We start from the raw sequence: 20,309 nt of genomic DNA on the forward strand, positions 1-20,309 counted from the left end.
CGGGACGGCGCCAGCCCGGCCTGTTGGCCTACCGGCTACTTCATGTGCGAGAGGACGGCCTGCTCCATCAGCTGGTGCGGGTCGCCCTGCACGAGCTCCCACATCCTGCGGTTCGCCGGGTCCAGCAGGAAGCACAACATCCACGCCGTGTGGTCGCACGCCGGCTTGCACGCCTCTCCCCCGTGGGGGATGACCCCTTGGTCCTGCAAGTCCGCGTGTCCCATCCCCTTGGTCTGCGGGGAGAAGATCCGCAGGGTCGTCTCCCGGAGACGCTCCGGATCGGCGTCCGCCAGCAGTGTGCGCAGGTAGGCGAAGTCGGTCACGGCGACGGCTGGCCCTCGGGTGTGCTCCCGCAGGCTCTCGTCGGCCGCCAGGAGCCCGTACAGGAGCCCGGCCTGATCGTCGGACCGCGAGGCCGCTTCCATGATCGCGGCGACATCGTCGTCCGAGAGCGGTGCCCCCGCGGCTGCGTAGATCACCTTCGCGACTTCTCGGAACGCAGCCGCGGGGGAGCGCCGCGGCGTCCCCTGCTCGACGAACAGTTCGTCGACGACCGCTTGAAACTCCCGACGGTCCTCACCTTGCACGGCCGCCTCGACCAGCCGGGTCAGGGCATCGCGGACCCCCCGGGCCGTCTTCGCGGTCCGTTCGCCGATGTCGTCGCCCATGTCGCTCGAGACCGCAGGCAGCTGGAGCGCCCCGCGGGCGGCTCGCCCCGCGACTCTCACGACCGCCGTGTCCAACGCCTCACGGAGCTTGGAGAGGGCCTCCGGCTCCGGACTCCGGGCCAGGAGGTACCACCCCACCACCGGGCACAGGTGCCCGGTTCCTCTCCGACCCCGGGCGCACACCAACGCGGCCTGCACCGCGTCATCCACCGTCGCCCCCGCCCGGCCGGGCAGCGGGATGAACCGGTTCACCCGGTCCCGGCGCAACAACTCGTCGCTGTAGACCAGCGGGCCATAGCCGTCCCGGTCCAGGATCGCGCGGACCGGTGCGAGTGCTGCCGGCGGCAGCTTCTTCGTCATGGTGCCGAGAGTAGAAGGCACGGCCAGTAAGCCGGGAGCGGATGCACTTTTTCCACCGATCCTCACTCACCTGCCCGATCCGCGAGAACTTGGCTTCAGCGCCCAACACCTGGGCCTGACCTGGGCCTACCGCGCTGCGGCGGGCCTGCGTAGCGATCGGAGACGAGAGATGACCACCAAGAGCACGACCCGGAACGAGCGCCCCCGGCCTGCCCTCGAAATCCACCTGGGAGGCATGCACCTCACCGTGGAGCGGGTGCCCTACTGGCTCATGACCGCCACCGTCATGACCCTGATGACGGCCAGCGGGATCACGATCACCTGGAACTGAGCCGAGCACGACGCAGGCCCGGCCCACAGTGACTCAGCCGAAGCTTTGGTGTCAGTCGTCGCGACCAGTCACAGCCGCGGCGACGGCCGGGGCTGGCCGCGAATGGTGTCCGGGCCTCTGGCTATAGTCGGCCCTTACACACCCAGGGAGCCTCCATGAACCACCGTATCTCCGGACTCGCCCTGGCCGCGTTCCTCGCCCTGGCCACGGCCGGCTGCGGCAGTTCCAGCCAGGACCCGTTCCCCGCGGGCGTGAAGCCCGACACCACCACACCGCCCGTCAGCGAGTCGGACCTGCGGCTGCGGCTGTTGACCGGGGCAGACCTCGGACAGGACTACACCGAGGTCCCCACGTCACCCGCCCGCACCGGCGGCGGCATGAGCGGCTGCCCAGCACTGGAGAAACTGGACGGCCCCTCCGGCGACGGCGCGCTCGACTTCTCGGCCAGGGTCAAGGCCTCCTTCACCTACAGCACCGCCGTCGGAGGTGACGTCTCCAAGCTGGGGGAGGAGCTGTACAGCGACACCCCGGCGAAGCTGGCCCAGAGCACCAAGGCCCTCTTCGACGCGTACGCCTCGTGCCCGTCCTTCAACCTGAACTCGGGCACCACACCGGTCAAGATCGAGATCAAGAAGGAGACCGCGCCCAAGGGCCTCGGCGACGAGCAGTACGCGCAGACGATGACCGTGGTGACCGGATCCTCCACCACCGTGCTCCGGCAGACCGCCGTACGAGCCGGCAACATCATGGTGATGCTGTCGGGGGAGCCATCCCTCGTCGCCAAGGACCTCCCGGCCGCCGTCCAGAAGGCGAAAGCAGGGAAGTAGCCGCACCCCGCTGCCCAGAGCCCCGCCATCAAGGTCGCCGGGCCCTTGGCCGGGTTCTGCTCCGCTGCTCGAGTCGGGTACCGGCTCCACCCGGATCGGGGGGAGAACCAGGGAGCCGGTACCCGCAGCGGGCCCTGTGGAGAGGCCCGGATGTCCATGAGTACAGGACACGAGCCGCTGGCCGGGCATACGAGCTGGAGTGTCCCAGGACCGCTTCTGAAAACTCCGCCGCCCTCCCGGAGCTTCAGATCTCCTTGGTGGCGTTCAGGCGGGCGATGTCCGCGGCGGTGCGCAGCGTCGAGCTGCCCGACACGTACAGGCCTGTTCCGAGGACGGCGAAGGGGAGCGAGAGGAGGAGCCCCGTGGTTATGGGGCCCCAGTCGCGCTCGGCATCGCACCGCTCGCCCTCGTCCACGCGGTAGGACGCCCGCGTTCCGGCCGCCGCCTGAGCGGATCGGTCAGGTCGCGCTGCGGCGCCACGGCGGGACGCGGGTCACCCGTACGGCCGACCTGCCCCGGCGCCGCACAGCCGTTGGACCCGACATGACCCACCACCCCTACGAGCACGACCTCGGCACCCTGTACCTGACCGTCGCGCCGGCCAATCTGGACGACGACGAAGCGGCGCTCGCGCTGATCGCGAACTTCCCCGACATCAGCAGCGCCCGCATCAAGCACGGCCTCGCGTGCCGCCATCTCGTCACGACGGGCGACGCCAGCCGGGTCGACGCCTACCTCGACGCCGCGGACATCCGCCCCGACCACGAGTTCGACGCGGCGATGGTGGCCGCCGCACGGCGCGGCGTCGAGCGGATGAGGATGCTGGAATGGGAACTCACCGGGACCCACCCGAGCGACATCGACCCCGACGCCGAGTGATTTTCGCGAATGTCACCCCACAGGACACCGGCGCTGAGCGGCGCCCTCAGTGGTCCGGCCGGACAGCAGGGCCGGCTGGACCACACGGCGGAGGAGAGGTTTCCAGGGAGTTACTGTCCGCTCACGTCGTTGCCGCAGGTGGCTTCGGGCAGTGGTTCCCGAGCGTCCACAGCTGCCTGCCACTTCGCGTCAGCGGCCGGTCCGTCGGCGCGCTCGGCACCCCAAACCCATCGTCCGCCGCCCTCGCGTTCCTCGGCGAGAACGCCGACGGCGTAGCGGTTCCCCGCTCGCAGGGGTTCGTTCAGGACTTCGGTGGTGCCGAACGTCCCGTCGGGCTTCTTCACCACCCCCTGAGCGAGGTCCAGGGTGGCGGGCGCGGTGCCCTTGAGGGCCTTCTCCACGGTGAGCGTCGACAGGCTCACCGCGCTGTCACCGCTCGCGTCGGGGGTGATGCGCTGCTCTCCGACCGTGCCGACCACCAGGGTCTCCACGTGTGTGGCGATCTGCTCCGGGGTGTTCGCCGGCGTTCCGCAGAGGGACTCGGTGTGGACCTCGCCGCTGAAGAACACAATGTACGAGCCGGCGCTCCCGGCGATCGCGAGAGCGGCGGCGCCCGCCACCCACCACATGTGCTTGGCCATGATCATCCCCAGAGTTTCTTGTAGTTCGCCTTGTCCACGGGCTGGGGCTCGGTGACCGGCATGCCCACGTTGATCGAGGTCCACATGAGCGAGAGGATCTTGCCGTCCTTGTGGCACAGACCGAGCGCGTGGCCGACCTCATGGGCGGCTGCCGAGTCCTGATAGGCCCGGTTGCGGCCGTCCATCTTCGACCGGTTGAAGCGGATGAAGTCGGTCCGTCCGACCCCGGAGTCGCGGACGTACGAGGCGACCGGGTCCCGGTCACCGGAGGGCCCGGTGTAGTCCTGGAACTCGAGGTCGTTCACCGTCGTGGCCGAGTCGGGAGCGAGCTTGATCTTCGCGCCGGAGTACTGCCACGTCGACAGCGCCCACGTGCGGGAGGCGTCGTACTTCGTGGCGTCGGTCCACCGGATCTCGCCTTCGTCCACGGCACTCTTCGACCTTGATTCAGATTCGCCGTTGATACAGGGAGCGGGATCCACGGCGTGGGCGGGAGGTATGGCGAGGAGGAAGGCGGCGACGGTACAGGCGGCCAGGGAGATGGCGCGTGTGGTCATGGGGACGGAGCGTAGCGGCGCTGGTGATCACCGCGGAACCGTCTTCTCGTGTGGGTGAACGCGATATCGAGAAGCTGATCTGACGGCGGTCATACGTCTGGTAGCGATCAGAACCCCGAACGCGCTGGCCTGCCCGGAAGGGCTGTCTGTGATGAGTCAGGGGGGGAGGGGTCTCCCCGCGCCGGCCGGTCGGATTGGGGAGCGCGGATGCGGAATCGAGGCTGGGGGAGGAAGTCGTGGCCGTGTCCAGGTTCAGCAGGTGGGACTGGGCCGCCGGGCACGAAGAGGGGAAGGCGGCGCACCCTTCGACCGCCCTGCCAGGGCCACCTCCAGTTCGTCGATGCTGAGGGCATCCTCCTCGGGGCCGGGGGGCTCGAAGCGGGCGATGAAGTCGTCCAGGGCCCTGGGGGTGACGGTCAGCGCGTTCGCGTCGGCGCGCTGGTTGCGCTCGTTCAGGCGCCGCAGCAACTCCGTCTTCTCGACGGGGAGGTAGACCAGCAACCACTGGCCGCCTGCGTCCTCGACGGTCTTCTTCCATGCGCCGCGGTCGGCGCGCAGCCACAGCCCATGGTCGAGGACGACATCGTTTCCGGCGGACAACTCGTCGGCGAGCCGTTGCCGTACGACGTCGACGGCGGGGCGTTCACGCGCGAAGTACTCGTGCTCGGGATAGTCGACGCCGTACCGGCCATGGAGGCGGTGGACTTCCTCGTCGACGGACAGGCGGAGCATCCCGCGGTCGTTCAGGGCTCGGGCAAGCACGGTCTTACCGGAGCCGGTGAGGCCGATCAGCAGCACGGCGACGGGTGCGGATGTGCTCACTTCGTACCCCTTCGGACGGTCGGAACCTGCTCCTCCCAGTGTGGGCCGACGACCGGGCTCGCAGTCAGTACTCCAGACGTATGCCGGCGCGGCCCGGGGGTGGGCGCCACATTATGGCGGTGCCCCTGGGGCCAGGCCGACTTGCCCATCCCGTGGTGATCACCGCCGGTTGCGGCGTCATGGCCGTCCGCTGCGGGGCGCTGCACCGTGTCCGGCCGCAGGGGCTCCGTGCGGGTCAGTAGCGGTGGCCGTCGCGGCGGTTCTGCTCGTCCTCGTGCTGCTGTCGCGCCGCCGCCTGCGCGGCGTCCTGGGCTCGCTGCTGCTGCACGTCCTGAGCGTTCTGCGCTCGCTCCAGGTCCTCACTGTGCCTTTCGGCGGGATCCATGCTCCGCCGGACCGAGAGCTCACGGCGAAGGCCCACAGCCCGCTCGCGGTGCGTCTCGGCACGGCGGCGCATCTGGTCACCGGTGGCCCGGGCGTGGTCCGCGTCGCCGCCAGCGACCTCCTTCTCCTTGGTGACGACGGCCTCGACGCTGCCGCCGAGCTGCGCCCATTCCTCAAGGAGCCGGTCGTGTTCTGCCTCGTCTCCCGCGAGCGGGGCCAGCCGCTGTGCCTCACCGAGCAGGGCTGCCTGGCGCTGCTCTGCGGCCGCGCGCTCGCGGGTGGCCTGGGCGAGTTGCTCCTCGGCGATGCGGCGGTCTTCGCCGCGCAGGACCGGGCGGTTGAAGCGCGTGGTCTCCTCCAGCCGGACGGTCGTGGCGGCGATCGCCGCTTCGGCCCGTGCCCGCTCACCTTCGGTGGAGGCCAGGTCTACGCGGGTGCGGCGCAGGTCCTGAACGGCGGTGACCTGCTGGCCGCGCTGGGCCGCTTCGGTCTCGATCCGGCCGCCCGGGGCAAGGTCGGCCCGCAGCCGGTCGGCGCGGGCGTACGCGGTGTCGGCCTCCTGGTCGGCGAGGCGCGCGCGGGCCAGCGCGGAGGCCTCCGCCGTACCCAGGGCGTGCTCGGAGAGCGCGCCGAACGGTCGCTGCTGCCAGCTGGATCGGGCCGGGGCCGGCTCGGGCCCGAGCGCATCGAGGGCGCGCGCGGCATCGCGGCCCGCCCGGTGGTCGGCGCGCGCCTCCAGCGCGCGGGGGGCGTGCCGACGGGCGGAGTCCTCTGCTTCCTGAGCGCGCAGGCGTGCCTGGGCGGCGGCCTCGGCGGCCTGATCGGCGTGCGCGGACAGCTCGGCGGCGCGGGCCGCGAGGGCCTCGTGGTTGCTGCGCCGCTCGGGGTCCGCCGCCGCCTTGAGTGCCGTCTCGGCCCGGTTCCGGGCGTCCAGTGCCTGCTGCGCCGCCGCGTCGGCCGCACGGCTCTTCGCGTGCAGGGTGTTGTCGGCGCGTGCCGCGTCGTCGGCGCGGATCGCACCGATCTCGCCCCGCTGGACCTTGGCCTGGAGCTCGGGACGCTCGCTCTCCTGCGGGGCACCCTGCGGCGGGGTGCTCTGGCGGAACACGTCGACGGCGGCGTGCGCGGCGTCGTAGTCGAGGGCCTGCACGGGATCGGCGGGACGCCGGCCCAGGGAGAGGTCTTCCCGGCCGTAGTCCCACCGCTCACGGTAGGTGTCGATCGCGACAGCCGCGTCCATCCACCGCTCCCGCAGCGCGCTTTCGGGCGCCGGGACGGGTCCGAGGGAGTCGAGCCAGCGAGCTCCCGCCTCGGCGGCACCGAGTACGCGGGCGGCCGCCACGGCGTCCTCGACCGGTACCTGTCCGTCGCGCCACACGCGGCGCAGGTGGTCGGGTCCGGGCTCGGGGGCGGGGCCGAGCGGGACGGTGTCCGCCAGCTGGACGAGGTCGCGGTAGGCGGCGGCGGACGCCAGCCGCTCCCGCCACGTCGTGGCCTCGCCGCTGTCCTGGGGCGCCGGTCCGTATGCGGCGGCCCAGCCTTCGCCGAGAGTCGCATCTTCCGCCGCGCTGGTGGCAAGTTCCTCGGCGCGCGTGGTGACGGCGCGGGCCAGATCGTGCGCGTAGGTGCTCTTCTCGCTGCCGTCCTCCTCGGGGAGGCGAAGGTGCAGCTGGGCCAGGAGCAGGGGACCGGAGGCAAGCTGCTGCTCCGCCGCATCGAGGGCGGCGAGGACCACGTCGTCGTTGTGGAGCCGCCAGTGCAGGACCGCGGCGACGTCGTCGGCGTCTCCGAACCCGCGGACCGGAATCGCCCGCTGCAGGGCTGCGACGGGATCGGCTCCGCCCGCTTCGACACGGCTGAGGACGTCGCGCAGCGCGGGCCAGGCCTCGGCCTCCACGATCGAGGCGACCATCGGGATCTGCTCGCGCAGTTGCTCGACCAGACGCTCGCCGGCGAGGTCGTCGAGGGTGTAACGCAGCCGGGGCACGAGGGTATGCAGCGCTTCGGAGGCGTCCAGGGAGTCGCGCTGGGCGACGGTCGCCGACCGGGTGGTGCCGTCACGTTCGATGATCTGCGCCCACGCCTGGCGGGCGGTGCGTACCGGGTCCGGGTCGCCGACGATCGGCACCATCTCGGGCGTGACGACCAGGTACATGTGGTTCGCGTACTTGCCGCGGGTCGCCGACGGGTAGGCGGCGTTGCGGTTCATGCCCTGGTCGAAGAGCGCGTGCGCGGTGTCGGTGGTCAGGCCCTGCGCGCGGTCCTTGGTGATGGCGTAGCCGAGCTCAACGGACGCCTCCACGTAGGAGGCGGGCAGGACTGCGCTCGCCTTGGAGTGGGTGGACTTCACGACGAGGCTGCCGTCACCGAGGACCTTCGTCACCGTCCACATGTCGCCGTTGCGGATGTAGCCGCGGCCGCCTCGCACTTCGGTCTTGCGGTCGATGGCACGGGTGACGATGCGGTCGCCGACGCCCGCAGAGTTGCCGTCGCGCAGCAGGATCGTCTTGGTGTTGTCGACGATCCCGGCCTGGATCCGGTCCTCGCGGGCGCGGGCGGAGAGAGCGGCCGCGGTCGCGTTGTCCGGAGCGATGAGGATGGAGACCAGGCCGTCGTTCGTGTCGGACAGCCACGCCCCGTACGCCTTGGCCGACATGGCGTCCGCGCTGCCGGCGTGGATGCGCCCGCGGGTGTGGTACTCCTCGAAGGACGTCTCCGAGTCGCCTTCGGCGAGGGCCTTGGATGCCTCGATCTCCCAGGTGCGAAGGGTTCCGTCGTAGTCGCGGAAGCGCCGGATCTCGGTCAGGTAGAGGGCGCCGGCGTCTGCTTCGATCTGTGCCAGGAGTCCACCGGGGCCAGGTGCGCCGAGCTGGAGGGGGTCACCCACCGGCAGAAGGCGGCCGCCCGCCGCGGCGGCCTGACGCAGCAGTGCGGCCATGTCGGTGGAGGCTGCCTGGCCTGCCTCGTCGACGATGACGATGGCGCCCGCGGGCAGCGTCCACTCCGGGGTTCCGGGGGCGCTGGTCTCGCTCATGAACAGCCAGCGGCGAATGTTCTCGGTGCGGATCTCGGCCTCTTCGCCGAGGACGTCTGCCTGGATCTGGCCGTTGGCCATGCCGATGACGGGGATGCCGTAGGCGTCGCCGACCTCGCGCAGCAGCGCCATGATCGTGGTCTTGCCCGCTCCGGCCCGGCCGATGACGGCCTGGACGCGACGGTCGCCGGTGAAGATGCCGTGGATGGTGGCCAGCTGCTCCTGGCTGGGGGTAAATCCGCGCTGATCGTGGCCCGCTGCGAGCGCGGCGTCGATCTGTTCGTGGCTGAGTATGAGGACCGGCGCGGGCTCGCGGGCAGCTCGGACGACCTCGCGTTCGGAGGCCCTGATGTTGTGCGAGGTGTAACGGGTGGAGCCGGCGTCGTGGAACAGCGAGGTTCCGTCCGGGCGGAGGTAGTCGGCGGGTACGGGGAGTAGGTCGGGCATGTCGACGAGCTCGCAGTACTCGGGCGACAGGGCGGCTGAGGTCAGCTGCTGGATGACCGTGTCGAACTGCTCGCCCAGGGATATGTGCCAGCCTCCGGCGACCAGCTGGCGTATGACCTCGGCCTCGGCGTTGGACCGGGTCCAGGTTTCACGGTTCGCCTCCAGGACCGAGACAACAGCGGTGGGGATGTCCTGGAAGGCGGTGGTCCTTCGTGCTTCGAGGGCGTGTTCCACAGGCGTTCGCGGGGCACTGCGAATGGCCTGAGCGGACTGGCGCTGGGCGAGTTCAACGATCCGATCGGGGCGGCGCAGGCCCTCCTTCCGGGCGCGCTCACGCCACAGTTCCCGCTCGTCTGTTTCCGAGCGGAGCTCCTTCGGGGGGCGGTCTGTCAGCGCGGCGGCCTGCGCCATCCGGTAGCTCTCGGCGCGGTTGGGCTCCCGTTCCTCACGGACCCGGAAGGCCTTCATCAGCTCGCGGAGGTGGCCCTCTGTCTGCCTGCGGCGAGAAGAAAACTCGGTGATCAGGCGCTGTCCGACACCGTGGAACTCGCGGACGGGGCGCTTGTCGAAGGAGAGGCTGTCGTCGCGCTCGATGGCGGTGATGGCGAGCTCCTCGGCCATGCCCCGCTCCAGCTCGGCGGTGTACATCTCGCCGAAGGTGACGCGCTGACGGTGCAGAGGCCGTGCGTCCAGTGCAAGCCACTTCCCGTCGACGGAGACCTTCGCGCTGATCGCGATGTGCCGGTGGAATGCGGGATCACCGGCCCGGCTGGACCGGTGGGTGAAGACGGCTGCGGCGAGGCCGTCTGTCTTGACCTGGGCGACTCCGTTGGCCCCGATACGGGCGTACCCGGCGCTGGATTCGATGCGCTGCCACATCTTCTGGAAGGCCCGCTCCTCGACCTGGAGAAGTCGCTGACGGCCTTCATCGTCGGCCAGGGCGACCGCGATGGCGAAGGACTTGACGGGGGAGACGACCATCTCCCAGCCGGCCCTGGCAGAGCGCTCGCCCTCGCGCTCCACGAGCGCGCGCAGTTCGTCCTTCCGGGCGTCGGAGGCCTTCGGCTCCTGGCGCAGACGCTCGGTGTACCGCTCCTCGACGGTCTTGTACTGGCGCCACCGGCGGCCCAGCGCCTCGCCTGTAAGGGGGTCCTCGCCGTACTTGAACAGGGCGTCCGCGTGGGCCTGGGAGACGTCTCCGGAGAGGCCGAGAGCGGCGGCGCCTTGACCGATCCAGAAGCCTGGAGTGTCCGCTCCGGCTGCCCAGTGCTCCTCGTTCGCGCTGACGCCGAGGGTGCGGTCGTCGCTCGCGACGGTGCTCAGGAGGTAGTCGATACCCATGCCGGCGCTGACCGGGTGGATCGTCAGCATGCCGTCCTCGGCATCCCGTTCATCACGTCCTGGCCGAGGGCCTGGGGGAGCGTGATCGGACGGTGCATGGAAGTGATCTTAGACAGCCGGGCGGCATATGCCAAAGGTAATGCACATGGTGTGACTAGATGATCTTGGAGAGATCTCAATGATTGAAGAATGAGCAGGTGAGAGATGGTGTGAAGGAGGAAGAGGGTGAGTTGGAAGGTAGAGGTCAGTGAGGTGGAGAGGTAGTGGGAGGAGGAGGTATCAGTGAGGTGGCAGTGGAGGGTGGATATAGAAGAGGCAGAAGGTCAGTGGGAGGGGGGCGAGAGGGACGAGTGGGGTGAGGAACAGGAAGGTCTCAGTGGGATGTACAGGGATTCGGCCGTGATGGTGCAGGGTTCTGGAAGTGACCTGGGTACGTGCGCTGGACATGTGAGGGGCCGGCGAGGACGTTGTCGGTGAGGGGCCGACGAGTCCTCGCCGTTGACCACGCGCTCTCATCAGGGTGCGAACCCTTCGGTGAAGACGTCCTGCAGGTCTCCTCAGGCCGGATGGGGGCCTTTACCGCGCCGCGGGTCTCGGTGACCAACGAGGGCATCTGTCTGACCGGGGTGGCGAGCGTTGAGTCCGGCGGTGGTGCAGTAGGCGTGCCGCGGGATGAGGGCGCCGCCGGCGGCCAGGGTTGAGTCGTCATGGTCGTGGGCTTCTGGGAACCCGGGCCGGCCCGGCGTCGATCGATGGCCGCCTGTCGCGTGGGGCACCGGGGCCGCCCGGTGTCATTGTGGGGTCATGGGGAATCGGAACGAGGAACTCGCCGACCTTGCTCGCCAGGCCGTTTCGACGGCGGGTGAGCTGTGCCTGCTGGCAGAGCGGATGAACGACGTCGGGTTGCGCATGTACGACTACGGCGAGGAGGCCCTGCTCGCTACCGTATCGGCGCTGTACAGCAGTAAGGACATGCGCAACGTCACCTCCGCCCTCCTGGGCACCGGCGTGATGATGGCGATGGACAAGGGCAACGTCGTGATGCTGAGGGATATCGCCGGTGGCAGGTTGTTCGAGCCCGACCCCGCCGCTTGGCTGGGAAGGTTCCGCAGGGATGGAGGAGAGTCTTGACGAGGACATCCGCGGCCAAGATGTGAGGGGCAGGGAGCGCGTAGGTATCCCTCGGTGCGAGTCGCTGGAACTTCGAGCGGCAGGGTGCTGACGGTGACACCTCCTTCTGGGTGAGGGGGTGTTGGGGGTGGTTCAGAGAGGCGCGCGGGTTCCCGGGGTGGTGGTTGCTGCTGGGGCCAGCAGGCCTGGTGTGAGCATTGCCGCAGGTCGCGGGCGGGGTTCGGCGTTTATGGCCGGTTTAGGATCCGGGCATGACGTCACGAAGCAACGAGCAAGCGCTGTCGCGGAAGCAGAAGCTCCGGGAGCAGCAGAGGCGCCAGCTGAAGGTGCTGGACCAGGTCGAGAAGCACGAGAAGAAGCTGGCCTCGATTGACGAGGACAAGGAGAAGAAGATCGCCGCGATCGAGGCCGACGCGGCGCAGGAGACAACCGTGGTCGAGCGGGAGATGGCCAAGACGATCGTCGAAGCCGTCGAGGCCTTCGGAAGCCAGCCGAACGCCGCCGAGCAGCTGGGGATGACGCTGGGCGACATACGCCGGTACCTGAACCAGGACAAGGACGGCCAGGAGGAGGCGACGACCGATGTTCAGGCGACCGAAGCCGCTGCAGGACCTCGGGAGCCGGCGCGGGAGGTCCCGGTTACCGGTGACGGTCCGGCCCCTGACGATCTGCCGGAGACCGCCGGCACGGCGCAGACGGACGCTGTCGGAGAGGGCGCTGGTGTGGAGGAGCCGGTCGGGGTTCCGGCGGCGTAGCGCGAACACGAAGCGGCCCCCGACCTTGTGGCACCGAAGGGTGCTGAGGTCGGGGGCCGTTTGCTGCCCGGCGGGGTTTCACGAGCCGCGATTGGCCTGGGCCTTCTTCCGGCGCTCGATCCATGCCTTGACGTCATCGACGTTGCGCTCGCTGTTGGCGTTCTTCGCCGGGAACGGGTCCGCGCCGGCGCTGAAGGTCTTCGCGTAGTACTTGAGCATGTCGGTGGTCGTGCCGGCCGCTTCCGCGAGGGCAACCGGGCGCAGCATCTTGGATGCGCCGGGCCCGCGGTGCTGTTCGATGGCCCGCAGGAGCCTGCGCGCGGAGTCGGCTGACTTCAGCCCGAGCTTGTCGGTGAGCCAGGGGACGGTGACGTCCTGGCCCTCGGCGTCCGCGGCCTGGACGAGCTCGAGGACTTCGCGCTCGCGCGTGGTGAGTCCGCGTTCGTCGCGGGTGGAGGGCTTGGACGGCTTGCGGTCGCGCTCGGCGTTGTCGAGGATCCAGGTCCGGACCTCGGACCAGTCGCGCAGCCCCTGCTCGTCGGGTTCGGGGAAGGGGTTCTCGCTCTTGTCGGCGCTGTAGGCCGAGCCGTAGTAGTTCACGCCGCGGACGGTGATGCCGAGGGTGCGGGCGAGGTCCTTGGTGTCCATCTTGGCGTGGCGGGGGCGCGCCCGGCGGGCGGTCTCGGCGACGTTGCGGGGTCCGCCGATGGTGCTGTCGTCTGCGGCGAACGGCTGGCTCTCGTACCAGGCGAGGACTTGGTCGCGGTCGCGGAGTTTGGTTCCGCGCAGGCCTGGGGGCGGAACGTCCGGGGGGAAGCCGGCGCTCTTGTCGTAGACCCAGTTGCGGACGGAGTCGAGCTCGCGGCCGGTGGCGTCGGCGATCTGCTTGAGGGTGACGCGCTCGGGCAGGAGGGCGAAGGCGGCCTTGACTTCGTCGAGGGACTTCATGAGCGGGTGCTCCTTGCGGTGAGGGTGCGGCGGCTGGCGGTGGGGGTGGATACGCGGAGAGGCCGACGGCGGGTGCGCGGTGTTCCCGTACCTGTGTACGGGAACACCGCGTCCGTCGTCGGCTGTGTCTGCTGGTGTGTTGTGGTCGTGGGCAGGGTTCCTCACGGTGGCCGGGGTGGTGTGGGGCGTTGGTGGCGGGTCACCAGGTGCCCCGGGCGGTGTGGGCGGCGGTGCCACTGGTGATCCAGTCGGTGAGGGCCAGGAGGTCGTTGATGGCCTTGTCGTACTGGCGACGGCTGTGGTCGCGTACTTCGCGGGAGGAGCGGTAGGCGGACTGCCCGTACCAGGCTCCGGCGTCCAGGGCGTCGGCCCAGCGCTTGGTGACGTCGGCGAGGAGCTGCTCGGGGAGGCCGTGCAGGCAGGTGCACCGGCTGGCCGTGAGGGCGTTATGGAAGGCGCGGGCCCGCTGCTGGTGTTCGCGGATGTCCGGCGGCAGCGCGATGGGCTGGGTGTGCCAGGCGGGCAGGTGGGTGCAGGTGCTCAGGTGGGCGGCGGCCTGGGTGACGGCGGGGGCGGCGGTGGTGGCCTGGTGCAGGACGTGGCTGATCACGTCGGGAGCCAGGGGGAGCGTGGTGTTCATGTGCGCGGTTCCTGTTCGGTGGTTGTGGTGGCCGGTCCGGGTTCGCCCTCCCATCTCCGACGTGTACTAAATTACTGGTTGGAGTGGGCGGGGTCAAGCAGGGGGTGGTCGTCGGGCCACCAGCCGGCTGCCGCCGCGTTGGCTTCGTGGCGCACGGCGGCGGCTTCGAGGGCGTCGGGGTCGGCGAGGTAGGCGGCGTACGGGGGCCGTGGGAAGGCTTCGGTGAGGGCGCATATCCGCAGGGCCTGGGCGACGAGGAGCTGTGCGGCGGTGGCGAAGAGTTCGCCGGGGGAGTCGGCCGTGAGGACGGTGTCGGGGCGGTCCGGCCGGTGGGTGCGGGCGGTGACGCGGAACGGGTTGATCTGGACGGTGTAGCGGTAGTCGATGGCGCTGCCGGGCTCGGGGGCTGCGGGGGTGGTGACGGCGGTGATGAGGTGAGGGGCGTGTTCGCCGACCCAGGCGCGGTAGTCGGCGAGGGTGCACACCTCGGGGTGAGATGCGGTGGAGAGGAAGTCGGCCAGGGCGGGTATCTGCTGGGCGGGGGGCGACCAGCGGGAGTAGAGGCGGGCTTCGGGCCGGCCGTCGGGGCCGGTCCAGTCGATGATGGCGCGCTCGGGCACGGTGAGACTCCGGGGCGTTGGGGGACGGGCGCGCCGCCCGGCGGCCGGGCGGCGTGCGGGCGGCTACGCGTCGAGGGCGGTACGGATCGCAGTGAGGCTGCGCTCGGCCTTGGCGGTCCGGTCCATCCACTCCGTCAGTTCCTCGCGGGCGGCATCGCGTTCCTTGCGGGCGAGGTCACGCTCCTTGACGGCCTTGGCTGTGGCCTGGGCCCGCTCGACGAGCTGCCCCAGGTTGAGCGAGGCGAGAGAGTCCGGCGTGAGGGACTCGGGGGCCGGGCGGTCGGGTGCGGTCGGCACGGCCGTCTTCTTCGCGCTGGCGCGCGCGGGCTTCTTGCGCGGCGCGTCGGGTGCGGAAACGTCGGTCGGGCGGTGGGCCTTGAGGTGGGTCCGTACGACGCCGATCCCGGTAGCCGCGAAGTCGCAGTGGACGCAGCCGTAGAGCTCGGTGTCGTTGGCAAGGAGGAGGCGGCGGGCCTGCTTGAAGTAGATGGGCTTCGCGGAGGTGCTGATCGGGGCTTCGACGGCCTCGGATGCGAGGACCTGGATCCCGTTGACGGTGGTGGCGGTCACGGCCGCGTCCTTCCTGACGGGCACCGCACGGCCGCTGGTGAGGCCGTTCCCTGGTGCTAGTGGTGTGTGGTGTCCGGCCCGGGGTTTGCCCTCCCTGGTCCGACATTTACTAGTCTACTTCACGTGATCGTGATGGTCAACTCCGCGAACGGGTCGGTGGCCTTCACGGTGTGTTGGCCGCGAGGAAGGCGGCGTGCATGCGGTCACGGCAGGGGATGCAGATGGCGCGCGGCACGAGCCCGATCCACACGAGGGGCACGCCCGGCTCACCCAGGGAGGCCGCGCAGGTCGTGCAGCTGGACGCGGGCCGGCGGGCCGGGGGCGGCAGGTGGTAGAGCGTGATGTCGTGGCCGTCGAGGGTGAACCGGGCCTGCGGCACGCGGCCTTCCTCGTACGAGCCGGCGTTGACGTGCGCGGCGGTCCGCAGGAGGTCGGACACGGAGCCCGGCCCCGGGGCGATGGCCCCGCTGAGGGAGTGGCGGCCGTCGACCTCCCGGAAGATTTCCCAGCTGGTGGTCTCGGGAAGCCAGGGCGGCGGGTTGTCGAGGAGCTGGGCGAGGAAGGCCGCGGCGGACTGCTGGTCGGGGGTGGGGCTCATGTTGTGCTGCTCCATGTGTGGGCGGGGGTGCCGTCGGGGGTCAGTGCGGGCCGAACGTCGAGGTCCAGGTGCCGGCGCCGTCCGCGGGCCAGTCGCCGTTGGTCACCTGGGCGAGGTGGGCGTGGAAGCGGGGGCAGTGGACGTCGGCGGGAACATGGTCGGCGGGTAGGTCGTCCGGGATGACGATCAGGAGGTACTCGCCGCAGACCGGGCAGTCGGCCAGGGCTCCGCGCAGGTACGCGGCGCTCCAGCGGGCGTGCCGGCGTTTCCAGGAGTGTCCGCATCCGGTGGTGAAGCGGATGCCGAGCGGGGTCTTCTTCACGTGGGGCCTTCGTTCGTCGGTTTCGTGGCGCCGCACCCTTGGGGGCGGCGGCGGGGCGGGCGGGGTGTGCGCGCCGGGGGCGGCTCGATGCCGCTCCCGGCGCGGTCTGGCTGCGCGGCGGAGGGGGTGCTCCGGGTGGCCGCGCGCCGGGGCCCGGGCGTGCAGCGGCGGGGCGTACGGCGGGGGCCGGCTCCGGCCTGTCGGCGCGGGCGCAGCCAGGCCGGCTCGATGCCGGCCTGGCTGCGGTCGCCGGACGGCGGCGCGGCGTGCGCCACACCGGGGCCGGTGCCGCACCGTGAGGGCGCGGCACCGGCAGGGGCGTTGGTCAGAAGGGCGGGTTCTCGTCGGTGGGGGCGGCGCTCCAGGCGTCGGCCGTCTGCGCGGTGCGCTGCTGGGGGGCCTGCTGGCCCCAGCCGCCCTGCTGCTGGTTGGTGTTGCGCTGAACCTTGGCGACCTTCGCGGTGGCGTTGCGCAGGCTCGGGCCGACTTCCTCGACGTCGAGTTCATAGACGGTGCGCTTCTCGCCCTCGTTGGTCTCGTAGGTGCGCTGGCGCAGGCGGCCGGTGACGATGACGCGCATGCCCTTGGTGAGGGACTCGGCGACGTTCTCGGCGACGTGGCGCCAGACGGAGCAGGTCAGGAAGAGGCTTTCGCCGTCCGTCCACTCGTTGGTGGTCTTGTCGAAGATGCGGGGGGTGGAGGCGACGCGGAACTTGGCGACTCCGGCCCCGGAGGGGGTGAAGCGCAGCTCGGGGTCGTCGACCAGGTTGCCGATCAGGGTGATGGTGGTCTCGCCTGCCATGGGAGTGTCTCCTCGTGTGTGGTTCTGTGGCGGCCGGTCCGGGGTTTGCCCTCCCCTTCTCGACATTTACTATTCTACTCAACGTGGGTGGGTGTGTCAACCTCCCCCGGTGTGCGGGTTGATCCCGTTGCCTGTGACCGGTGGGTGCGGCGCCTCCCCGGCGCCGGGTGCGGGGCGGGGCGCTCCCGTGGGGCCCTTGGCGGCGGGGCGTACGCGGTAGGCGCTGAGCGGGCCGGGTTCGCGGGAGGGGTCGATCTCCAGGCCGAGTGCGGCCAGTTCATCATGCGCGACGGGGAGGGGGTCGGTGTGCTCTGAGATCCGCGCACGGGTCGTCTTGGTGAAGCTGTGGCCGGCCTCGCCGGTGAAGAGCTGGAGTCGCCAGTAGGAGGCGGCCTGAGCGGGCCGGTACTCGATGCCGATGCGGCAGTGGGTGAAGTCGGCGGCGGTGAGCTGCGCGGCGCTCTTCTGGGGCCGGGGCGCCGGATGTTCGGGACGGTAGGGGTCGGTGGGCGTGGGCATGGATCCTCGCTGCGGCGTGGTGGAGCGGGCGCGGCTACGTGCCGTGCGGGGCCTCGGGCCGGGGCGGCGGTGACGTCGCCCCGGCGGGCGGGTCAGTCGAACATGTAGCTGGCGAACTGGCGCTTGAGCGTCCACCCGAAGTGCTCGGGCATGTCGGCGAAGTCGGGGAACAGCTCGATCATCACGCGGGTGGCCTCGTCGGGGACGGACACGTCGATGAAGGTGTCGCCGGAGCGGTACTCCCACCGGTGGAAGCGGTAGAAGGTGCCGCCGATGCTGCGGACGTGGGTCTCGCTCGGCTCGGCGTAGGCGCTCTCGCTGACGGTCTCCAGGATGCGGGGGCCGACGGTGGGGCGGGCTGCGGTGGCGGTGGACATGTTCCCTCGTTTCGATCGGTGGCTCGCGGTGACCGGCCCGGGGCTCGCCCTCCCCGTTCCGACATGGACTAGTCTACCTCAAGTGGGCGGGGTGTCAACCTGACCCCAGGTCCGACCGGGGGTGCCGGTCGGACCCGGGGGTGCCGGTCGGGTCAGCTGACGCGGCGGAAGCGGTCGGCGGCGTAGCGGGCGAACTTCTCGTTCGCGTCGTGCCACAGGTGCTGGCGGGCGTCCGCGATGGGGTTGCCCATGGTGCCCCCGGTCGGGGTGGAGCTCCGCTCGGCCTTGGCCATCTGCTCGTGCCACGTCGCGACGGCGTCCCGGGTGATGGACAAGGCCTCGATGAGCTCGGTCCACAGCTCGACCTGGAACTGGTAGCCGGTGATGTGCTCGAAGAAGCCGTCCATCCGGACGTTCTCCGCCGTCAGTTCCTCGCCGTGCAGGCGGTCCCACCAGTTGCTCGCGTAGCGGCGGGCGTCCTTCCGGCCGGCCTCGGCGGCGACCCTCAGACGCTCCTCGAAGTATTTGCGGTCGCGGGCGGCGCGGTCGGTGGTGCTGGCCATGGGTGCTCCTCGTTGCGGCGGCGGTTCGCGGTGGCCGGTCCGGGGCTTGCCCTCCCTGTTCCGACATTGACTAATCTACTGGATGGGGGGTGGATGTCAACTCCCCATCCGGCTTTCTGGGGTGGACGGCGGGGTGGTCGGCCCCCTGGTCGTATCAGGCGTGGTGGCGGGCGATGCGGATCAGGGTGTCCGCCACGGTCACGGCCTCGTCGTCGAGCTTGACGGTGACGCGTCCGAACGCCAGGCGGGCGCTCCCGCGCGCGTACTCGTGGTCGGCGCGGTAGTCGATGTCGTGCTCCTCGTCGCCCTGGGAGAGGGCGGCGAGCGTGGGCCACGGGTCCGTGAGGCAGTCGCAGTCGTGGTCGTGGTGGCACTCGTCGCGGTCCTGGGCCCAGGCTCGCATCTTCTCGTACGCGGACGGGGTGAGGTGGGGAAGGGTGATCTGGACGCGGTCACCGTGCGACCCGGCGATGATGTGCCCGCTGAAAGAGGGGGCGCTGATCAGGCACAACGCGTCGGGGCCTTCACCCCTCCACGCCCGGTGGATGCTGCCCTGGCCCCCGCCTGCTTCGATCATGATCATGGCCGCGGTGTGGGCTGTTGCCGCGGCGGCGGCCTTGGCGGACTCGACCGCCATACGGAGAGTGGTAGCGCTCGCTTCGGACATGGTGATGCTCATGAAGACCTCGGGGTTGCCGGAAGAGCTCTTGCGGGTAGGGCGGAGCGAAGGAGGTCAAGGCGCGCACCGGGCCGCGTCGGGGCGGCGGGGCCGTCGCCGAACGGCCTGGACGTGAACGGCCGGCCGCCGGGCGGGGGTGCGGCCGCTGGGGCCGGCGCGCTACGGCCGTCCGGGGTTCGCGCGGCTGCGGGCGCGGCTCCCGGACGGCGGTGGTCAGCTGCGGACGGCCACGGGGCCGACGGTGGTGTCCGTGAGCGGGTCGCCGGTGCCCGGGTCACCGAAAAGGGCCTGATGGATGGCGCGGGCCTCCTGCCAGTCCTCGTTCCAGTCGCCATTGCTGTTGATGGCGAAGACTTCGGGCATCAGGGTGTGCGCGCGCAGGAGTACGGCGGTGACGGCCATGTCGTAGGGGAGGCCTGCCGTTTTAGTGAAGCTCCAGACGAACGGGCCGAACTGCGAGAGGCGGCGGGGGGAGAGCTCCAGGCGGAAGTGCTCGCAGCCCTCGTCACCGCGCCCGTTGAAGGCGATCAGGTCTTCACTGATCACCGGCAGACCGGTGCCGTCCGGCCCGGCCAGCACCACACCGGCCTTCTTGGCGAAGTCCACGACGGCCGCCGCGTCCACGCGCAGCTGGAGCCAGTTGCTGCGGAAGGCTTCCGCCTGGGAGGTGTAGGCGAAGGAGTGGGTGTATCCCATGGGAATCGTTCCTCGTCTCGGTGGTTCGCGGTGTCCGGCCCGGGGTTTGCCCTCCCCAGTCCGACATTGACTAGTCTACTTCACGTGATGGGGTGCGTCAACTCGCGGGCCGGGCCGGGGGAAGGGTCACGGTGCACAGGAACGGCGGCGCGGCGCCGTCCTGGAATCCGTAGGTGCTCTCCACGCTCCACGGGCGGGGGCCGGGGGTGGCTCCGGCGTTCCAGTGGAGTACGGCGGCGTAGGCCTCGCCGAGGGCTTGACGCAGTAGGGCTTGGTCCTGCCGGTCGAGGGTGTCGGCGTCTTCGCGGGTGGTGAGTGCCGAGCCGTATTCGTCCTCGATGCGCAAGAAGGTGACCGGCTGGCGGGGGTCGGCGTCGTTGGCGGTGCGGTCGAAGATCACGCGGGCGGCCGTGGGGCAGATGGCGCGAATGGTGGGCGCGGCGGAGTAGAGGAAGGCTCCGGCGAGTTCGGTGTTCGCCTGGTGGAGCCGGGAGCAGCGGACGACGAGATACCCGGCGGGGTCGGCGTACGGGTCGGGCAGGGGCGGCGTGGGGGCGGTGGTGGTCATCGGGCGGTCGCTTCCTGGGGGCGGAGCATGCGGCGGGCGGCGGCGCGGCCGCTGGCGGTGAAGGACTCGCGGCCCGTACGCGGGCGGTGCGGGCGGCGGCGAACTGGGCCTGGGCGGCGCGGTCTCCTGCGGCGGCGCGGGCGAGCAGTTCCGCCTGCGGGTCTGCGGGGCTCTGGCTGGTCACTGGGGGTTCGTTCTGGGTGCGGGTGGGGCTGGAGGCCGGCCGGGGC

At 70.7% G+C, this 20,309-nt stretch carries 24 protein-coding genes; 5 read left to right on the forward strand and 19 right to left on the reverse strand.

The genetic code is table 11. The annotated features are described in order from the left end of the window. Positions 1-35: 35 nt before the first annotated feature. The gene (locus tag ACFRU2_RS31385; RefSeq protein WP_382978521.1) at positions 36-1,028 is read right to left on the reverse strand and encodes a hypothetical protein; all 993 of its coding nucleotides are present in this window, start codon (positions 1,026-1,028) and stop codon (positions 36-38) included. A gap of 169 nt (positions 1,029-1,197) precedes the next feature. Here ACFRU2_RS31385 and ACFRU2_RS31390 point away from each other — a divergent pair, with 169 nt between their 5' ends. Together ACFRU2_RS31390 and ACFRU2_RS31395 are read left to right on the forward strand one after the other, a co-directional pair. Further along, on the forward strand, positions 1,198-1,359 hold the full coding sequence (locus tag ACFRU2_RS31390) for a hypothetical protein (RefSeq protein WP_382978523.1): 162 nt from the start codon (positions 1,198-1,200) through the stop codon (positions 1,357-1,359). Positions 1,360-1,514: 155 nt separating this feature from the next. Further along, on the forward strand, positions 1,515-2,186 hold the full coding sequence (locus ACFRU2_RS31395) for a hypothetical protein (RefSeq protein ID WP_382978526.1): 672 nt from the start codon (positions 1,515-1,517) through the stop codon (positions 2,184-2,186). 244 nt (positions 2,187-2,430) lie between these two features. On the opposite strand, the gene ACFRU2_RS31400 is transcribed toward ACFRU2_RS31395, so the two are convergent. Further along, positions 2,431-2,601 (reverse strand): hypothetical protein, encoded by a 171-nt coding sequence (locus ACFRU2_RS31400; protein WP_382978528.1) that lies wholly within the window; start codon positions 2,599-2,601, stop codon positions 2,431-2,433. A gap of 128 nt (positions 2,602-2,729) precedes the next feature. Between ACFRU2_RS31400 and ACFRU2_RS31405 the strand changes: the two genes are divergently transcribed. After that, positions 2,730-3,065, forward strand: coding sequence for a hypothetical protein (locus ACFRU2_RS31405; protein ID WP_382978530.1), 336 nt, complete (start codon positions 2,730-2,732; stop codon positions 3,063-3,065). A 110-nt stretch (positions 3,066-3,175) separates the two neighbouring features. Here the strand turns inward: ACFRU2_RS31405 and ACFRU2_RS31410 are convergent, their stop codons facing one another. The 4 genes from ACFRU2_RS31410 to mobF form a co-directional block, all read right to left on the reverse strand. Then, the gene (locus ACFRU2_RS31410; RefSeq protein ID WP_382978532.1) at positions 3,176-3,712 is read right to left on the reverse strand and encodes a hypothetical protein; all 537 of its coding nucleotides are present in this window, start codon (positions 3,710-3,712) and stop codon (positions 3,176-3,178) included. After that, positions 3,709-4,263: a matrixin family metalloprotease gene (locus ACFRU2_RS31415; RefSeq protein WP_382978534.1), complete on the reverse strand. Its 555-nt coding sequence runs from the start codon at positions 4,261-4,263 to the stop codon at positions 3,709-3,711. The genes ACFRU2_RS31410 and ACFRU2_RS31415 overlap by 4 nt, the downstream gene beginning before the upstream one ends. 252 nt (positions 4,264-4,515) lie before the next feature. Continuing rightward, positions 4,516-5,085, reverse strand: a complete 570-nt coding sequence (locus tag ACFRU2_RS31420) for an AAA family ATPase (protein ID WP_382978536.1) — start codon at positions 5,083-5,085, stop codon at positions 4,516-4,518. A gap of 235 nt (positions 5,086-5,320) precedes the next feature. Continuing rightward, positions 5,321-10,321, reverse strand: a complete 5,001-nt coding sequence (gene mobF / locus ACFRU2_RS31425; protein WP_382978538.1) for a MobF family relaxase — start codon at positions 10,319-10,321, stop codon at positions 5,321-5,323. Between the two features lie 774 nt (positions 10,322-11,095). On the opposite strand from mobF, the gene ACFRU2_RS31430 reads away from it, so the two are divergent. Further along, entirely contained in the window at positions 11,096-11,422 is a 327-nt protein-coding gene (locus ACFRU2_RS31430) for a hypothetical protein (protein WP_382978540.1), read from the forward strand. Positions 11,423-11,673: 251 nt separating this feature from the next. Beyond that, positions 11,674-12,177 (forward strand): hypothetical protein, encoded by a 504-nt coding sequence (locus ACFRU2_RS31435; RefSeq protein ID WP_382978542.1) that lies wholly within the window; start codon positions 11,674-11,676, stop codon positions 12,175-12,177. Positions 12,178-12,255: 78 nt separating this feature from the next. Here ACFRU2_RS31435 and ACFRU2_RS31440 read toward each other — a convergent pair whose 3' ends face one another. The 13 genes from ACFRU2_RS31440 to ACFRU2_RS31500 form a co-directional block, all read right to left on the reverse strand. Then, complete coding sequence (locus ACFRU2_RS31440; RefSeq protein ID WP_382978544.1) at positions 12,256-13,125, reverse strand: hypothetical protein; 870 nt, start codon at positions 13,123-13,125, stop codon at positions 12,256-12,258. Positions 13,126-13,324: 199 nt separating this feature from the next. Further along, positions 13,325-13,765, reverse strand: a complete 441-nt coding sequence (locus ACFRU2_RS31445; protein ID WP_382978545.1) for a hypothetical protein — start codon at positions 13,763-13,765, stop codon at positions 13,325-13,327. Positions 13,766-13,836: 71 nt separating this feature from the next. Continuing rightward, the gene (locus ACFRU2_RS31450; RefSeq protein ID WP_382978547.1) at positions 13,837-14,385 is read right to left on the reverse strand and encodes a hypothetical protein; all 549 of its coding nucleotides are present in this window, start codon (positions 14,383-14,385) and stop codon (positions 13,837-13,839) included. A 63-nt stretch (positions 14,386-14,448) separates the two neighbouring features. Then, positions 14,449-14,955, reverse strand: a complete 507-nt coding sequence (locus tag ACFRU2_RS31455) for a hypothetical protein (RefSeq protein WP_382978549.1) — start codon at positions 14,953-14,955, stop codon at positions 14,449-14,451. 163 nt (positions 14,956-15,118) lie between these two features. Then, positions 15,119-15,553: a hypothetical protein gene (locus ACFRU2_RS31460; RefSeq protein WP_382978551.1), complete on the reverse strand. Its 435-nt coding sequence runs from the start codon at positions 15,551-15,553 to the stop codon at positions 15,119-15,121. 40 nt (positions 15,554-15,593) lie between these two features. After that, complete coding sequence (locus ACFRU2_RS31465) at positions 15,594-15,875, reverse strand: hypothetical protein (RefSeq protein WP_382978553.1); 282 nt, start codon at positions 15,873-15,875, stop codon at positions 15,594-15,596. Positions 15,876-16,200: 325 nt separating this feature from the next. Continuing rightward, positions 16,201-16,677: a single-stranded DNA-binding protein gene (locus tag ACFRU2_RS31470; protein WP_382978555.1), complete on the reverse strand. Its 477-nt coding sequence runs from the start codon at positions 16,675-16,677 to the stop codon at positions 16,201-16,203. 96 nt (positions 16,678-16,773) lie between these two features. Then, positions 16,774-17,196, reverse strand: coding sequence for a hypothetical protein (locus ACFRU2_RS31475; RefSeq protein WP_382978557.1), 423 nt, complete (start codon positions 17,194-17,196; stop codon positions 16,774-16,776). A gap of 92 nt (positions 17,197-17,288) precedes the next feature. Next, complete coding sequence (locus ACFRU2_RS31480; protein WP_382978559.1) at positions 17,289-17,573, reverse strand: hypothetical protein; 285 nt, start codon at positions 17,571-17,573, stop codon at positions 17,289-17,291. A gap of 152 nt (positions 17,574-17,725) precedes the next feature. Next, on the reverse strand, positions 17,726-18,136 hold the full coding sequence (locus tag ACFRU2_RS31485; protein ID WP_382978561.1) for a hypothetical protein: 411 nt from the start codon (positions 18,134-18,136) through the stop codon (positions 17,726-17,728). A 154-nt stretch (positions 18,137-18,290) separates the two neighbouring features. Further along, positions 18,291-18,773, reverse strand: a complete 483-nt coding sequence (locus tag ACFRU2_RS31490) for a hypothetical protein (protein WP_382978563.1) — start codon at positions 18,771-18,773, stop codon at positions 18,291-18,293. Between the two features lie 255 nt (positions 18,774-19,028). Continuing rightward, positions 19,029-19,511, reverse strand: a complete 483-nt coding sequence (locus ACFRU2_RS31495; protein WP_382978564.1) for a hypothetical protein — start codon at positions 19,509-19,511, stop codon at positions 19,029-19,031. Positions 19,512-19,608: 97 nt separating this feature from the next. Then, positions 19,609-20,079: a hypothetical protein gene (locus ACFRU2_RS31500; protein WP_382978566.1), complete on the reverse strand. Its 471-nt coding sequence runs from the start codon at positions 20,077-20,079 to the stop codon at positions 19,609-19,611. Positions 20,080-20,309: the final 230 nt, after the last annotated feature.

This window comes from Streptomyces sp. NPDC056883 (genome assembly GCF_042788835.1).
GTDB lineage: Bacteria > Actinomycetota > Actinomycetes > Streptomycetales > Streptomycetaceae > Streptomyces > Streptomyces stoeckheimensis.

What these genes read in the sequence shown, in the direction of transcription:
- ACFRU2_RS31385 (WP_382978521.1), bottom strand. Translation starts at nt 1,028, where the DNA reads ATGACGAAGAAGCTGCCGCCGGCAGCACTCGCACCGGTCCGCGCGATC.
- ACFRU2_RS31390 (WP_382978523.1), top strand. Translation starts at nt 1,198, where the DNA reads ATGACCACCAAGAGCACGACCCGGAACGAGCGCCCCCGGCCTGCCCTC.
- ACFRU2_RS31395 (WP_382978526.1), top strand. Translation starts at nt 1,515, where the DNA reads ATGAACCACCGTATCTCCGGACTCGCCCTGGCCGCGTTCCTCGCCCTG.
- ACFRU2_RS31405 (WP_382978530.1), top strand. Translation starts at nt 2,730, where the DNA reads ATGACCCACCACCCCTACGAGCACGACCTCGGCACCCTGTACCTGACC.
- ACFRU2_RS31410 (WP_382978532.1), bottom strand. Translation starts at nt 3,712, where the DNA reads ATGATCATGGCCAAGCACATGTGGTGGGTGGCGGGCGCCGCCGCTCTC.
- ACFRU2_RS31415 (WP_382978534.1), bottom strand. Translation starts at nt 4,263, where the DNA reads ATGACCACACGCGCCATCTCCCTGGCCGCCTGTACCGTCGCCGCCTTC.
- mobF (WP_382978538.1), bottom strand. Translation starts at nt 10,321, where the DNA reads ATGCTGACGATCCACCCGGTCAGCGCCGGCATGGGTATCGACTACCTC.
- ACFRU2_RS31430 (WP_382978540.1), top strand. Translation starts at nt 11,096, where the DNA reads ATGGGGAATCGGAACGAGGAACTCGCCGACCTTGCTCGCCAGGCCGTT.
- ACFRU2_RS31435 (WP_382978542.1), top strand. Translation starts at nt 11,674, where the DNA reads ATGACGTCACGAAGCAACGAGCAAGCGCTGTCGCGGAAGCAGAAGCTC.
- ACFRU2_RS31440 (WP_382978544.1), bottom strand. Translation starts at nt 13,125, where the DNA reads ATGAAGTCCCTCGACGAAGTCAAGGCCGCCTTCGCCCTCCTGCCCGAG.
- ACFRU2_RS31445 (WP_382978545.1), bottom strand. Translation starts at nt 13,765, where the DNA reads ATGAACACCACGCTCCCCCTGGCTCCCGACGTGATCAGCCACGTCCTG.
- ACFRU2_RS31460 (WP_382978551.1), bottom strand. Translation starts at nt 15,553, where the DNA reads ATGAGCCCCACCCCCGACCAGCAGTCCGCCGCGGCCTTCCTCGCCCAG.
- ACFRU2_RS31470 (WP_382978555.1), bottom strand. Translation starts at nt 16,677, where the DNA reads ATGGCAGGCGAGACCACCATCACCCTGATCGGCAACCTGGTCGACGAC.
- ACFRU2_RS31475 (WP_382978557.1), bottom strand. Translation starts at nt 17,196, where the DNA reads ATGCCCACGCCCACCGACCCCTACCGTCCCGAACATCCGGCGCCCCGG.
- ACFRU2_RS31480 (WP_382978559.1), bottom strand. Translation starts at nt 17,573, where the DNA reads ATGTCCACCGCCACCGCAGCCCGCCCCACCGTCGGCCCCCGCATCCTG.
- ACFRU2_RS31485 (WP_382978561.1), bottom strand. Translation starts at nt 18,136, where the DNA reads ATGGCCAGCACCACCGACCGCGCCGCCCGCGACCGCAAATACTTCGAG.
- ACFRU2_RS31490 (WP_382978563.1), bottom strand. Translation starts at nt 18,773, where the DNA reads ATGGCGGTCGAGTCCGCCAAGGCCGCCGCCGCGGCAACAGCCCACACC.
- ACFRU2_RS31495 (WP_382978564.1), bottom strand. Translation starts at nt 19,511, where the DNA reads ATGGGATACACCCACTCCTTCGCCTACACCTCCCAGGCGGAAGCCTTC.
- ACFRU2_RS31500 (WP_382978566.1), bottom strand. Translation starts at nt 20,079, where the DNA reads ATGACCACCACCGCCCCCACGCCGCCCCTGCCCGACCCGTACGCCGAC.